Source organism: Streptococcus infantis, assembly GCF_047464415.1.
GTDB classification, from domain to species: domain Bacteria; phylum Bacillota; class Bacilli; order Lactobacillales; family Streptococcaceae; genus Streptococcus; species Streptococcus infantis_AE.
In genome coordinates this window covers 50,863-63,631 of the sequence record NZ_JASHBX010000002.1, presented here as the reverse complement: position 1 = coordinate 63,631, position 12,769 = coordinate 50,863, and the positions used below count along the sequence as shown (strand labels likewise).

The window sequence follows — 12,769 nt, the reverse complement described above, 5'->3', positions numbered from 1 at the left end:
CTAACTATTCACCAGATGGGCGTAAAAGCCACCCTGAGCCAACAAATCTGCATGTGTTCCCTCTTCGACAACCTTGCCCTGATCCAAAACGACAACCTTCTCTGTCCGCTCAGCAATAGTCAAGCGGTGGGCGATGAAAATCAAGGTCTTATCCAAAGCCATCAGATTATCGACAATTCGCTTCTCGGTCAAAATATCCAGACTGCTGGTCGCCTCATCCAAGATCAAGACAGGTGCATCGGTCAAGAGAGCACGCGCCAGTGCGATCCTCTGACGTTGCCCACCTGAAATCCCTGCCCCATCCGAAGTCAATTCTGTCTGGTAATTCAGTGGCATCCGCTCAATATCCTCCCGAATCTCTGCCAACTCCACTGCTCTCAAGATATCCTCCTGGGTCGTCCCCTCCTTAGCTCCGAGGAGAAGATTCTCCAAAATCGTTCCATTAAAAACGTAGGGTTGCTGAGGCAGGTAGTTGATATACTGGCGTAGAGCCTTTTTATCTATCTGATTGAGATTGACGCCACCCAGACTAATCTCCCCCTGACTTGGATCGTAAAAATTAACCATCATCTTAGCCAAGGTCGTCTTACCCGATCCTGAAATTCCCACAAAAGCCACTTTAGAGCCTTGTGGAATAGTCAGATTGATGTCCGACAAGACATCTCGACCATAACCATATTTGTAGTGAACCTGCTTGAAAGTCATATCTCCTCCTAGCAAGCTCAAATCTGAGACTGTTTTCTTTTCCTCAAACTCAGATGCAACCAGATAAACTTCATTCAGACGGTTATTGGCTACCTGCGCTGTCTGAAGTTTGGTTTGCAGATTGATGATATTCTCCAAAGGATTTGTAAAGTAAACAAGCAAGGTATTATAGGTAATCAACTGCCCCAAACTCATCTTATTGTCCATAACTAGGAGAGCCCCCATCCAGAGAATGCCAACATTGAGCAAGAGCTGGGCAAGCTTTTTCAGAGCCTTTTGCTGACTTTCTGCCCGACTATAGGTAAAAGATTTTTTCAGATAATCCACAAATTCCTTGTCAATCTTTTGATAACGGGAGCTTTCACTAGTCAAGGATTTAATCGTCTCAATGCCATTAATGTCCTCAATGATCGAAGAAGACAGAATCGCATTGGCTTCCATGGTATCCCGATTCATCTTTTCAAAGGGCTTCATAAAAGCAAAGATAATCACTGTGTAGATAGGAAGAGCTAGTAAACTCATGAAAAAAAGATTGCTATTCTGCGAAAATAGAACTACTGAAATAATCAAGACAGTAGATACATCCAAAAAGATTGACAGAATAGTCGAGGCCAGCGCATCAATGATACTATTTGCATCCGTGAAACGAGACACGATTTCTCCTGTCCGTCGTGTCGCAAAAAAGGACATGGGCAAATGAAAAACATGCTTGATATAAGACAAAATCACATCAATAGACAAGCGTTGCCCCAAAACAAGTAAAAGATATTCCTGAGCATAAGATAAGATTTGCTGAAGGACATAAACGATGACTAGCCCTATTGAGATAATGCCCAAGGTTGAACGCATCTGATCTGGTACATATGTGTCGATGATAGACTGAATGTAATAAGAACCCACAATGTTAATCAAGGTCACCAATAGGGTCGCCAAAACAATATTAACAATCAAACCTCGCTGTCTCACCAGTATAGGGATAAAGGAGAGCAGACCATTTTTTTGTTCCTTATGAGGCTTATAAGTCGGAGATGGTGCCATAAAAATAGTGATTCCTGTCCACTCCTTAGCAAAACGCTCACGAGAAATCTTGGTCAGCTTAACACTAGGATCTGGATCTGCAATATGAATGTTGTTCTTGTCTTGCCCAGTCACCACATAATAATGGAGCAATTTCCCTTCCTTAAGCACATGAGCCACAAAAGGAAAGGTTACATCCGGCAAATCAAACAAGCTCATGTCCGCCTTTATTGCTCGCGTCTCAAAACCAATTTCCTCTGCAACCTTGACTAAGCCTAAAGCCGTAGTCCCATCCATGGTCGTCTTGGCCAACTCGCGCAAGTGAGCCAGAGAATAATAACTACCGTAATAACCAAAGACCATGGCTAATGAAGCCACACCGCAGTCCATCTGATCTACCTGAGGACGATAATGCCGTTTACTAAATTTCATATTCTACTCCTTTTCCTAACAATCTCCAAAGAAAACTTTGTAAGATTATTTTATCCAAACAAAGAAGCAAAAAGAAAATTATTTCTAAAAAAACAATAACTGCACCTGAACAGCACTTTTTCCTAAATAAAAATAGGTAGAACAAACGTCCTACCTAGAAAATATAATGATTAATATTTCTTACCTTTTTCAATTTTTTTACGATTTGCCACAAATTTTTAAATTAACGTCTACTTCCCAGATAACGTCCAAACATATAAGAAGTTCCTCCTAAAACTCCCCAAGCTACTGCTGTAGAAGTAGTAACAATGAAACCTCCCTTAGTTACAGCCAAGTCTTCCTCTGTCATAATAGCAAATTTTTTATTCAGTTTTTTCATATTCCATCTACTCCTTTTTAAATAATACTAGCTAATCCAATAGCTACTCCAACCAAAAGTCCTACTATTCCTGAGGCTGATATAATGATAGTCGCAAATTCTTCTGAGATATTCATTTATTTCTCCATTCTTTTTAGTTCTTATTTTATTGATAACAACTAAATGATGATTATTCAATAGCATTTGCCATATACTAATAATAGTTCTCTTTAAACTTTGTCTTTACCTGAATCTAAATAACGCATCATCAAAATAAACATCAGAACAAATAACTCTGTTTGGAAATATTTTTCAACATTAAAGGTAATTACATTTAAATCTCCTAATATGCAAAGCACTCCAAAAATAATTAAAAAGGCTCCCATTACATTTTTTAGATTTTTCATACAAGTTCACTTTTATTCCTTTTTAGTTCAACTTAATGATTAGTTTATAATTGATCATTTTTTATTTTCTGAACTACACTTATACCCTACATAAAACAGACCAAGCAGAATTGGATAGGTTTCTAGATAAAACAAGGTATTGATCGGTTTTTTCAAAATCAAATACGTTACAATATAGATAATGACTGACACGATAAAATATCCCTCAGCAAATCCCAATAAAAATTTTTTCATAGCAGACTCCTATTTATCTGACAAGAATGGCAGAGTTTTTTCGCCATTCACACGCACAAAATCCTTTTCATTCAGATTCATCATTTATAGTTTGGATTATCTTTTGACAAATCCTTGCAAAAAATCCCAAAATATCCTGAGGCAATCAATCCAACTAAATACCATTTCCAATCAAAGGATAATAAAGAACCTGTACGAATTACATGAAGCACGAGATTGAGACCTATTGCCACCAAAGGAACTATGGTAACAATGTATTGAGATCAGTGTTGCGATTGTTCATTATCTAACGCCCACGACGAGCAAAATCTGAACCAAATTTGTAACCAGCATTAAAAATTTGTACAGCAGCATTCAGTACTCCTGCAATCCCAACTGCTTCCGCAAGACCAAAACCACCTTTTGTTCCCACTAATTCATCGTCAGATAATTGATAAAATTGTTCTAAGTTCATGTTCATCATTACTCCTTTGTATTATATTTTATTGCTATATAAATGATTAAAATGAGTATTGGATAGGTAAATACTTCTGAAATATCCATAAAATTTACACTATACTGTCCAGGTAATATTTTATAGTCAATTAAAATTTGAACAATAGTAAAAATAATACGTAGCGATAACAATACCCCTAATAATATCACTTCTTTTTTTAAAAACATAGAAATGCCTCTCTGACTACAATCAGATTATGGTCTATTTGCATAATACCCCAAAGCTGCTCCTCCAGCAAAAAGCGCTGTTGCTCCACCTGCTACTGCCGCACCTACCTTCCAAATAGATACTCCAGCGAGTACAAGAGGCAGTGCTCCCCCATCCACTTCCATCAGCTCTTCTTCCGTAAGAGCTACAAAGTTCTGTTCCATTTTATCAAAGTTTGTCATTTGTTTTCTCCTTTTTTATAGTTTTTTGTTTGTGATTTTTAACCTTTAAACCATTTTAAAAACCAAATTGGATAAATAACTGAAATAATCATTTCTAATCTCCTTCCCTTTCTTCTCACTTATCTATTCGAAAAATCATTTTAAAATGAATGAATAAATTTAATTTATTTAAAATACAATTTGATAAACCATGGAAGTAAAATTGGTAAATACATTAATCAAACTCCTTTCCTTTTCTTCTTACTTATCTATTCGATAAAATAATTTTAAAATAAACAGCTAAGTCAAATTTATTTTAAAAACCACTTGATCAACCACGGATAAAGACCTGTCACATACATCAGTAATCCTCCTTTTTTGTTCTCATCTTTTTATTCGTAAACTCGACTATAAAACTTCAAAATCTTATCTTTTTTCGAGAAATAAAAAAACAACATGACTTGCATGTTGCTTTATGTTAGATTTTATCTTTAATGGCTTTTAATACATCTGCCACACTTTGAAGATGGTCGATTTCTTCATCACTGATTTCGATTCCAAATTCATCCTCAACGGTTAGAACAAATTCCATCAAATCTACCGAATCAGCATCCAAATCATCCTTCAAACTCAAGGCCTCTGTGACTACAAAGTCATCCCCTTGACGTTCTTGGATAATGGTCACGACACGGTCAAAAATTTCTTTTTCTGTCATATATATTATTCTCCTGAAAATTCACGCGCAGTTTGAGCAACTACGTCTGTTTCTAGCATGGTACGAATCTGACGAATCGTACTGTACACAGCCTTGGCATCACTTGATCCATGAGTCTTTACAACCGGCGCCTTGACACCAAACAAGACTGCACCTCCAACGTCAGAATAGTTGAGCTGCTTTTTCAAACCTCTAAGACTATCCTTAAGAAGAAGAGCACCTAATTTAGCTCGCAAACCGCCACCTGTAATAGCATTTTTTAGCAAGCCCATGATCCCCATGGCTGTACCTTCGATGGATTTTAGCACAGCGTTTCCCGTGAAACCGTCTGCCACGACAACATCTGCAACACCCTCCATCAAATCACGCGCTTCCACATTACCGACAAAGTTCAAACTCTCATCAGCTGCTAGCATGTCATAAGTTTCCTTGCGGAGTGGATCTCCCTTACTACTCTCTGTCCCGTTATTAAGCAAACCAACTCGTGGTTTTGCAATTCCACGAACATTTTTAGCATAGAAAGAACCTAAGATGGCGTATTGATGCAGGTGATGGGCTGTGTTTTCTGCATTGGCACCGAGGTCTAGCATGTCAAAACCTTTCCCATCAACTGTTGGTAAGGTTGACATAAGCCCTGGACGATCGATATTCTTGATGCGACCTACGATGAAAAATCCTGCCGCAAGCAAAGCACCTGTATTCCCTGCTGATAGCACGGCATCAGCCTCACCATCTTTGACAGCCTTAGCTGCCAAAACCATACTGGCATTTTTCTTTTTACGGATGGCTTTTGTTGGTTCATCATCCGAATCAATTTTTTCATCTGTATGGATAATGCTGACGCGTTCTGTAGCTGTTAGATATTGCTTGATTTTGCTTTCATCTCCGTAAAGTTGAATTTCAATATCTGAAAAGTCAGCAAGGGCTTGATTGACACCCTCAACGATGGCTTGGGGTGCGTAATCGCCACCCATTGCATCTACTGCGATTTTTTTCATTTGTCTTCCTCTTTTAGTAATTGTCCCCAATCGGCTAGGGAATCAATAAATTTCTTTGATTTTAGGTGAATTCCGACGTACTCTTCATAAATTTGATCCATGAACTGACGCAATTCTTGCTTGATTTCAGACTTGAGAGAAATAGTCTCTAAAGTCTCAAAGTTGATAGCTTGAAATTGATTGAGCAGATAGGGAATGTTTGGATTCAGATGACAACGTTTCTCGTCCTCATGGTAATGATCAGGACATAAGCAAGCACCATATTTGAAAGAAAAATCAAAGGCCTGACCCACCCGATGGCAAAAAACACACTCATTAAAATTAAGACTAATTCCAAAACGGGTCAAGATCTGAATTTCAAAAATATTGGTCAAAACTTGATAATCTAGCCCCTCTTCCATCAACTCTAAAGTCTTTTGTAAAAAAGCAAACAAGGGAGCATCTTGGTGATTGTCCTGCAAACTAGCATCTGCCAAAGCTGCCACATAGGTCGCATAGGCCATGACAAAGAGATCACTATTGATTTTTGGAAAGGTCATCACCTCATGATAGTCTTCAATATAACTAAGTCCATCATCATTGATTCGCAAAAGAAAACGAGCCAGCACCAAAGGTTGAATAACTGGAGCCAGTTTTGACTGACCGGCATGTTTGACAAAAAACATCCGCTTGCCGACCTGCTCTGTAAAAATCTTGACTAGCTTGTCATCCTCACGAAAATTACGATTGTAGAGCACCAACCCCTGACTCGTAATAGACTGAATCATGCTTCTCTCATGTACTCCTCAAGACGTTTCATAGCTTCTCTGATGGTTTCCATGCTAGCTGCATAAGACAAGCGCACATAACCTTCTCCATATTGACCAAAAGCTGCACCAGGGATAAAGGCAACAGCCTTCTTGTGAGCAAAATCCTTCAGAAAAGCAAACGAATCTTGATTGTAGCCTGCTGGAATCTTAGCAAAGATATAAAAGGCACCGTCAGGTTTGATAATCTCAAAACCAAGATTAGTCATTTTCTCGATAATGTAGTCCCGACGTTGGATATACTCTTTCTTCATCGGCTCTGCATCATCTTTACCAGCTGTTAAGGCTTCTACTGCAGCATGTTGCGCCATAGTATTCGCAGCAGTTACCAAGTACTGGTGACTCTTGATGAGTTGGGCTGTGAAATTTGCTGGTGCGAAGATAAAGCCTAAACGCCAACCTGTCATAGCATGTGATTTGGATAGACCGTTAATGATAATGGCCTGATCTCTCAGCATTGTTCCCAAAGAGACATGATTTTCCCCTGTATAAGTCAACTCTGAGTAAACCTCATCACAGACTACGAAAATCTCATACTTGCGTAAAACGTCAGCCAAGGCTTCCAACTGTTCGCGACTATAAGTAATTCCAGTAGGGTTGGCTGGATAGTTGAGAATGACTGCCTTGAGCTTGTCACCCTGCTCCAGAATTGCCTTCTCCAGCATTTCAGGAGTCAAGACAAAACCATTTTCAGTCGTATCAATCTCGACAATCTCTGCGCCAACTAGATTAACAATTGGTTCATAACCAGGATAGGCAGGAGCTGGCAAGAGAACCTTGTCTCCCTCTTCTAAAATAGCTGTCAAAGTAGCTGATAGAGCCTCTGTCGCACCAATTGTGACCAAGATTTCATTCTCTGGATTATAGTCGAGCTGGTATTTTTCTCTTACAAAATCACTAGCTGCCTGACGCAATGTCAACAAACCACTCATCCCTGTATAGTAGGATTGATTTTGGTCAATGGCGCGCTTAGCTACCTCCTTGATATGGTCTGGAGTTGTGAAGTCAGGCTCTCCCAATGTCAGACGTAGAACCCCAGGAATCTCTGAAATAGCCTGGTCAAACTGACGAATCAAGGAAACTTGAATCTTATCTAATTGTTTATTAAATCGCTTGGTTAAGTCCATAGATACCCTCCTTGCTTAAAGAACATATGTCTATTATACTACAAAAGCTCTCTGACCGCAAAATCACACTAGCATAAGCAACTGATGTATGTTCATTTAAATTCATTACAACACTATGTTTTTAGAATACTCAATGAAAATCTCATGAAACTAGGAATCGAGGTGAAAGCATAACTAAAGTTAGGTAAGCCGAAGATAACAAGGTATTAGGAGATTTTCGACGAGTATTGAGAAGTTACGTAAGGAAATAAATCGGATAGGGGTCAATATAAATCAGATCACAAAAAAGTAAACGAAGATAATCAGGCTAGTTTAAATGAATTTAGTCAGATTCTTGAATTGCAGAAACATTTGAAAGATACAGTCAGACAATTTATTCAAAAACAAGAAAATCAAACAAAGGTAGAGGACAGATGGTTGTAATAAGAATTATTGTTGACATTCTCTCTTATTTGTCCTAAACGATAACTAAGGATAGGATGATGTCGGATGACTGGTAACAGTTTTCTCAAAGGTTGCTGATGATTCAGCTTCAGGTTTGGCACTACCTTCAGCTTTAGGCTGTAAAGAACCCGCTCCACCACTGGTTCTATTCGTTTCACTCTTGGATTATATTCAAGAGTTTTTTTCTTGCAAAAAAAGTTCAAAAAACATATACTGGATATACACGATATAGAACGGAGATATACCATGACTACATCACTTGTTAAGCAATATAATTTTAAAATCAATGAGTTAGCAATGGAACAAGCTAGAGCCATTATCAAGGAAAAAGGAATGACCATGACGGATGCTATCACTCTTTTTATAGAGCAGATTGTCCTCGAACAGGACTTGCCAATCAAGACTGCAGAAGATTTACACCGTGAACAATTGATTGAGGAATTACAAGCTCAATCCGAACGAGCCTTAAGAGAATATGAAGCAGGAAAAGGGACTTCCCTAGACAGTATGAGGGCACGCTATGGCTTATAAAGTAATTATTTCTGATGAAGTGAGCCAAGCTATTGACAGTATTCATGATTACATCACTACTGTTCTTTTATCACCTCAGTCTGCTAAAAATACTGTGAGTAAAATTTTAGATGGCTTAAAAAGTTTAGAAGTCTTTCCTGAGGCTGGTTTTGACGCCGATGAAAAAATTGGTATAAAGATTAATAGTAAGTACCCTACACGAGGAAAAATTATCGGTCAGTATGTCTTACTCTACTTCATCGACCAAAAACGAAACACTGTTTTTTTATCTCACCTATTCCACACAAAAAGCGACTATGTCACTTTGCTACAAAATGGTACTTAAAAAAGCTCAACTGATTGAGACATCTTTCTTTATTTTATAAGCTCCAAAACCTTAATTTTTGGTACCGTCTTGGTTTAACAGTACGCTGTATATAATATTTTACAGCTACTTTTCCTTTAGAAACGTTGATTTAATAAGGATTTAAATATTACAGAGTATACCTTTGTAAAATACGGTTTTGCTAATCTTCGTTACAACTATTCTAGCACCATTATTGATTACTAGATCGGTAATGTCATTTCTGAGTGGGTAGTCAGAAAGTGGCTAGACAAGCGCGACAAAAAAATATAACCTGAGTTTAGTTTTAATATGACTAGACAAACAGAAATACCAGAGCTTCACCTCTGGTATTTCTGTTTTTGCCAAGACTTCGTTACAGTTCTAATCACATAATGAGAGAAACTTGTCAAATAATTATTAAACTTTACTTTTCTTCGAGATAAGATTATAATAAGGAGTATTTATTTTCGGAGGTTTTTATGTCATTTCTATCAAAAAATTGGGCAGGACTGTTAGCCTGTCTGATCATTTCTATCATCTCTTGGGTTCTAGGAGGCTTTCTGCCTGTTGTGGGAGCACCTGTTTTTGCCATCTTTATTGGCATGATTCTCCACCCATTTCTCACTTCCTATAAACAACTAGATGCTGGTTTGACATATAGCTCTAAAAAATTGCTTCAGTATGCTGTTATCTTGCTCGGGTTTGGACTCAATATCTCTCAAGTCTTCGCAGTAGGAAAATCTTCGCTCCCTGTCATTCTATCTACCATTTCTATAGCCTTGATTATAGCCTACCTTTTCCAGCGCTTTTTTGACCTAGATACAAAGCTAGCTACCTTGATCGGTGTTGGTTCCTCTATCTGTGGCGGTTCTGCCATTGCAGCGACTGCTCCTGTCATCCATGCCAAGGAAAAAGAAGTCGCACAAGCCATTTCTGTTATCTTTTTCTTCAATGTCTTGGCAGCTCTTATCTTCCCAACTCTAGGTTCTTGGCTCCATCTTTCCAACGAAGGTTTTGCTCTCTTTGCAGGAACTGCGGTCAATGATACTTCCTCTGTAACAGCCACTGCCAGCGCCTGGGATAGTCTTTACCAGTCCAATACTCTCGAAGCTGCCACCATTGTCAAATTGACCCGTACCCTAGCTATTATCCCTATCACTCTCTTCCTCTCTTACTGGCAAAGTCGTCAACAAGGCAACAACCAAGGAGTAAAACTAAAAAAAATCTTCCCTGTTTTCATTCTCTACTTCATCCTAGCTTCTCTGCTAACCACCGTCCTTACTTCCTTCGGTGTCAGCAATAGCTTCTTTTCACCTCTCAAACAACTCTCCAAATTCCTCATCATCATGGCTATGAGTGCTATTGGTCTCAAAACCAACCTCATTGCTATGATTAAGTCCAGCGGTAAATCCATTCTTCTTGGTGCCCTCTGCTGGATTGCCATCATCCTGACTAGTCTCGGTATGCAAACGCTCATCGGTATTTTCTAAGACAAAAGGTAGCCCACAAGCTACCTTTTTATTGTTCAAGAATTAAGCGTGTATGTTCTCTCTTAATACAACGATTCATCACGATATCATCGCAACCTCCAGCACGCAAGATTTCTTCCGCTTCTAGACTCTCAAGTCCTAGTTGCGCCCAGAAAATCTTAGCATCTGCCTTGAGAAAATCACGCGCCACATCAGGCAGAAACTCACTACGACGATAGACATTGACGATATCTACAGGGAAAGGAATCTCAGCTAGACTGGCATAAGCCTTTTCTCCCAAGATTTCCCCACCTGCAGCCTTAGGGTTTACTGGTATGATTTTATAGCCACGAGCCTGCATTTCCTTGGTCACTCGATTGCTCGTTGTTTCTTCACGATCAGACAAGCCTACTACTGCTAGAGTCTTACTGTTTGCCAGATACTGACGAATCACGCCATCACTTGGATTGATAAATTCTTGAGTCATAAAAATCCTCCTTTTTCATCAGTATAGCATATTTTGAAAGGGTTTGCAGAATTTTACTATAAAAACAAAAATCAAAAAATCCTCCCAAAATTAAACTATTTCATTTAATTTGAGGAGGATTCATAAAAATTTTATTTAAAGATTATTCTCTTGTTGGTTTATACTTAAGGCTTTCTCCATGTTGTTTGACAAAGTCACTCATCTCTGAGTCAGGAATTTGTCGAAGGTAGAGATTGGCACGAATCGTATCATCTTCTTCACGACAAGTAGAAAGAACAAGATATTTATCTTTAGCTGATACCTTAACATTTGGTTTCTTAACCTCTGCAGTATCATAAATAATATTTAGCTGTTTCTCAAAGTCCGCATCATCATCAAAAGAAGTACGGTAAAAAGCTGTTTCTTCTGGAACAATAATCATAGCAACAGCTTCATAATAATACTTTCTCTCTGGAGTTTCAATGACAACATAAGGATGTTCATCAAAATATTCTTGGCGACTGAAATAATTCACATCTTTAAACATACGGTGGTCAGGCACTTTACTACCACGAGCGTGACCAAATAACCAAGTCAATCGATCGCTAAAGTCCTTCTTGTTATCGGCGTCCATAAAGACTGCCCCCATTAAAGGCTCGTTAACGCCATCAAAGCGCTTATCTAAATAAGTCGCATTATCCGTTGTTTGAACGACTGGTTCATCCAACTGTGTACCAGGAATATATACATAACCAACCGTTTCAGAGTTGGTTGCAAGCAAACCTTTAAACTTATTAGCCAGATATTCCTTTTCTTCTGCGCTAGCAGTATAGGCTTGTTTTGGAGCTTCCTGAGTAACCTTCGCATCATTTAGCTTATCTCCACTTGGAGCTAGGAAGCTTTTATAGATAAAGAAGCCTCCCAAAGCAACGATAGCTACTGCAACGATAGAAGCAATTATTTTAGTAATTGGTGATTTCTTTGTCGTAGAACGTCTACTCATCTTTTCCTCCCTCATTTTTTACCAAAAAAATCACTGAAACCAAGTTTCAGTGATTGGCTACTTTTTAAATAAAATTATTTAGCAGCGTGTGTTTTTGGAAGGGCTTTTTGACCTGCTTTAGCATTTGCGCCTGCTTTTTTAGCAGCTGCATCTGCTTTTTTAGCTTGGTCTGTAGCACCTGGTTTACCATCTTCTGGTTTAGTTGCAGCTTGGTCAGCTGTTGCTTGTTCTTCTGTTACTACAGGACGACCAGTTTGGTTAGCTTGATCTTCAGCAATACGATCTGGATTACGTTCGTTGTCTGTAACACCAGTTGGGTCATTCCAGTAGTTACCTTGAGCTTTAGCTGCTTCACGGTATGTTTCTTGCAAGTATTGGATTGCACGGTTACGTTGTGAATTTGTTGCATCAGCCAAAACTTCATCAAGGTTAGCTTTAGCAGCTGCTACAGCTTTTTCATGAGTGTGACCAACGATTGCTTCAGCTTTAGCAAGTTCTGCACGAGCTGCAATCACTGAAGGTTCTTTTTCAACAGCTGCTGCAATATCTTCTGGGTGAGCTTCTACGTATGCATAAGCTTGATCTGCAATATCACGTTCAGAAACATATTTCTTTTGGATCAATTGGTTAGAAGAAGCTGGGTTTTCTCCTTGTGCAAAAACTGGAGCTGCTGCTGAGAATACTGCAAGAGCTGCTACTGATGCCAATAAAACTTTTTTCATTGTTTTATCTCCTCTTTAAGTTTAATTTTAATTATAAGGATAATCCTTATTACCTCAAATTATATCACATATATCTAGGTTGTCAAGCTTTTTCTTAAATTATTTTTAAAATTTCTGGTAAAAAACGAGTAAAATTTATTATATTC

17 protein-coding genes are annotated in these 12,769 nt (G+C 38.5%); 3 read left to right on the top strand and 14 right to left on the bottom strand.

Annotation, left to right across the window (positions count from 1 at the left end; translation table 11 throughout):
* The 11 genes from comA to QM460_RS01745 form a co-directional block, all read right to left on the bottom strand.
* Entirely contained in the window at nt 1-2,154 is a 2,154-nt protein-coding gene (gene comA / locus QM460_RS01795; protein WP_414289027.1) for a peptide cleavage/export ABC transporter ComA, read from the bottom strand.
* A gap of 223 nt (nt 2,155-2,377) precedes the next feature.
* Nucleotides 2,378-2,533 (bottom strand): hypothetical protein, encoded by a 156-nt coding sequence (locus QM460_RS01790; protein ID WP_000735877.1) that lies wholly within the window; start codon nt 2,531-2,533, stop codon nt 2,378-2,380.
* Nucleotides 2,534-2,742: 209 nt separating this feature from the next.
* Nucleotides 2,743-2,919, bottom strand: a complete 177-nt coding sequence (locus QM460_RS01785) for a hypothetical protein (RefSeq protein WP_414289025.1) — start codon at nt 2,917-2,919, stop codon at nt 2,743-2,745.
* Nucleotides 2,920-2,973: 54 nt separating this feature from the next.
* A complete protein-coding gene (locus tag QM460_RS01780; protein ID WP_045762500.1) occupies nt 2,974-3,153 on the bottom strand; it encodes a hypothetical protein in 180 nt (59 codons plus the stop codon).
* Between the two features lie 286 nt (nt 3,154-3,439).
* The gene (locus QM460_RS01775) at nt 3,440-3,607 is read right to left on the bottom strand and encodes a class IIb bacteriocin, lactobin A/cerein 7B family (RefSeq protein ID WP_001047582.1); all 168 of its coding nucleotides are present in this window, start codon (nt 3,605-3,607) and stop codon (nt 3,440-3,442) included.
* Nucleotides 3,608-3,615: 8 nt separating this feature from the next.
* A complete protein-coding gene (locus QM460_RS01770; protein ID WP_045762498.1) occupies nt 3,616-3,816 on the bottom strand; it encodes a hypothetical protein in 201 nt (66 codons plus the stop codon).
* Nucleotides 3,817-3,843: 27 nt separating this feature from the next.
* Nucleotides 3,844-4,038 (bottom strand): class IIb bacteriocin, lactobin A/cerein 7B family, encoded by a 195-nt coding sequence (locus QM460_RS01765; RefSeq protein ID WP_049509326.1) that lies wholly within the window; start codon nt 4,036-4,038, stop codon nt 3,844-3,846.
* A 457-nt stretch (nt 4,039-4,495) separates the two neighbouring features.
* A complete protein-coding gene (locus QM460_RS01760) occupies nt 4,496-4,732 on the bottom strand; it encodes an acyl carrier protein (RefSeq protein ID WP_075226985.1) in 237 nt (78 codons plus the stop codon).
* Nucleotides 4,733-4,737: 5 nt separating this feature from the next.
* Nucleotides 4,738-5,730: a phosphate acyltransferase PlsX gene (plsX, locus tag QM460_RS01755; RefSeq protein WP_075226984.1), complete on the bottom strand. Its 993-nt coding sequence runs from the start codon at nt 5,728-5,730 to the stop codon at nt 4,738-4,740.
* A complete protein-coding gene (recO, locus tag QM460_RS01750; RefSeq protein WP_075226983.1) occupies nt 5,727-6,497 on the bottom strand; it encodes a DNA repair protein RecO in 771 nt (256 codons plus the stop codon). The genes plsX and recO overlap by 4 nt, the downstream gene beginning before the upstream one ends.
* The gene (locus QM460_RS01745; RefSeq protein WP_414289023.1) at nt 6,494-7,663 is read right to left on the bottom strand and encodes a pyridoxal phosphate-dependent aminotransferase; all 1,170 of its coding nucleotides are present in this window, start codon (nt 7,661-7,663) and stop codon (nt 6,494-6,496) included. The genes recO and QM460_RS01745 overlap by 4 nt, the downstream gene beginning before the upstream one ends.
* A gap of 690 nt (nt 7,664-8,353) precedes the next feature.
* Here QM460_RS01745 and QM460_RS01740 point away from each other — a divergent pair.
* From QM460_RS01740 to QM460_RS01730, 3 genes are all read left to right on the top strand, one after another.
* The gene (locus tag QM460_RS01740; RefSeq protein WP_000213598.1) at nt 8,354-8,638 is read left to right on the top strand and encodes a type II toxin-antitoxin system RelB/DinJ family antitoxin; all 285 of its coding nucleotides are present in this window, start codon (nt 8,354-8,356) and stop codon (nt 8,636-8,638) included.
* Complete coding sequence (locus QM460_RS01735; protein WP_414289021.1) at nt 8,628-8,963, top strand: type II toxin-antitoxin system RelE/ParE family toxin; 336 nt, start codon at nt 8,628-8,630, stop codon at nt 8,961-8,963. Before QM460_RS01740 ends, QM460_RS01735 begins: the two co-directional genes overlap by 11 nt.
* Before the next feature lie 479 nt (nt 8,964-9,442).
* A complete protein-coding gene (locus QM460_RS01730; protein ID WP_414289020.1) occupies nt 9,443-10,453 on the top strand; it encodes a YeiH family protein in 1,011 nt (336 codons plus the stop codon).
* A 28-nt stretch (nt 10,454-10,481) separates the two neighbouring features.
* On the opposite strand, the gene QM460_RS01725 is transcribed toward QM460_RS01730, so the two are convergent.
* The 3 genes from QM460_RS01725 to abpA all read right to left on the bottom strand — a co-directional run bounded on the left by QM460_RS01725 (nt 10,482) and on the right by abpA (nt 12,623).
* Entirely contained in the window at nt 10,482-10,919 is a 438-nt protein-coding gene (locus tag QM460_RS01725) for a CoA-binding protein (protein WP_061863752.1), read from the bottom strand.
* Between the two features lie 142 nt (nt 10,920-11,061).
* Nucleotides 11,062-11,901 carry a class B sortase, LPKTxAVK-specific gene (gene srtB / locus QM460_RS01720; RefSeq protein WP_414267697.1) on the bottom strand — a complete coding sequence of 280 codons (840 nt, stop codon included), beginning with the start codon at nt 11,899-11,901 and terminating at the stop codon, nt 11,062-11,064.
* A gap of 74 nt (nt 11,902-11,975) precedes the next feature.
* On the bottom strand, nt 11,976-12,623 hold the full coding sequence (abpA, locus tag QM460_RS01715; protein WP_414267698.1) for an amylase-binding adhesin AbpA: 648 nt from the start codon (nt 12,621-12,623) through the stop codon (nt 11,976-11,978).
* Between the last annotated feature and the right edge of the window lie 146 nt (nt 12,624-12,769).

What these genes read in the sequence shown, in the direction of transcription:
- comA (WP_414289027.1), bottom strand. Translation starts at nt 2,154, where the DNA reads ATGAAATTTAGTAAACGGCATTATCGTCCTCAGGTAGATCAGATGGAC.
- QM460_RS01790 (WP_000735877.1), bottom strand. Translation starts at nt 2,533, where the DNA reads ATGAAAAAACTGAATAAAAAATTTGCTATTATGACAGAGGAAGACTTG.
- QM460_RS01785 (WP_414289025.1), bottom strand. Translation starts at nt 2,919, where the DNA reads ATGAAAAATCTAAAAAATGTAATGGGAGCCTTTTTAATTATTTTTGGA.
- QM460_RS01780 (WP_045762500.1), bottom strand. Translation starts at nt 3,153, where the DNA reads ATGAAAAAATTTTTATTGGGATTTGCTGAGGGATATTTTATCGTGTCA.
- QM460_RS01775 (WP_001047582.1), bottom strand. Translation starts at nt 3,607, where the DNA reads ATGAACTTAGAACAATTTTATCAATTATCTGACGATGAATTAGTGGGA.
- QM460_RS01770 (WP_045762498.1), bottom strand. Translation starts at nt 3,816, where the DNA reads ATGTTTTTAAAAAAAGAAGTGATATTATTAGGGGTATTGTTATCGCTA.
- QM460_RS01765 (WP_049509326.1), bottom strand. Translation starts at nt 4,038, where the DNA reads ATGACAAACTTTGATAAAATGGAACAGAACTTTGTAGCTCTTACGGAA.
- QM460_RS01760 (WP_075226985.1), bottom strand. Translation starts at nt 4,732, where the DNA reads ATGACAGAAAAAGAAATTTTTGACCGTGTCGTGACCATTATCCAAGAA.
- plsX (WP_075226984.1), bottom strand. Translation starts at nt 5,730, where the DNA reads ATGAAAAAAATCGCAGTAGATGCAATGGGTGGCGATTACGCACCCCAA.
- recO (WP_075226983.1), bottom strand. Translation starts at nt 6,497, where the DNA reads ATGATTCAGTCTATTACGAGTCAGGGGTTGGTGCTCTACAATCGTAAT.
- QM460_RS01745 (WP_414289023.1), bottom strand. Translation starts at nt 7,663, where the DNA reads ATGGACTTAACCAAGCGATTTAATAAACAATTAGATAAGATTCAAGTT.
- QM460_RS01740 (WP_000213598.1), top strand. Translation starts at nt 8,354, where the DNA reads ATGACTACATCACTTGTTAAGCAATATAATTTTAAAATCAATGAGTTA.
- QM460_RS01735 (WP_414289021.1), top strand. Translation starts at nt 8,628, where the DNA reads ATGGCTTATAAAGTAATTATTTCTGATGAAGTGAGCCAAGCTATTGAC.
- QM460_RS01730 (WP_414289020.1), top strand. Translation starts at nt 9,443, where the DNA reads ATGTCATTTCTATCAAAAAATTGGGCAGGACTGTTAGCCTGTCTGATC.
- QM460_RS01725 (WP_061863752.1), bottom strand. Translation starts at nt 10,919, where the DNA reads ATGACTCAAGAATTTATCAATCCAAGTGATGGCGTGATTCGTCAGTAT.
- srtB (WP_414267697.1), bottom strand. Translation starts at nt 11,901, where the DNA reads ATGAGTAGACGTTCTACGACAAAGAAATCACCAATTACTAAAATAATT.
- abpA (WP_414267698.1), bottom strand. Translation starts at nt 12,623, where the DNA reads ATGAAAAAAGTTTTATTGGCATCAGTAGCAGCTCTTGCAGTATTCTCA.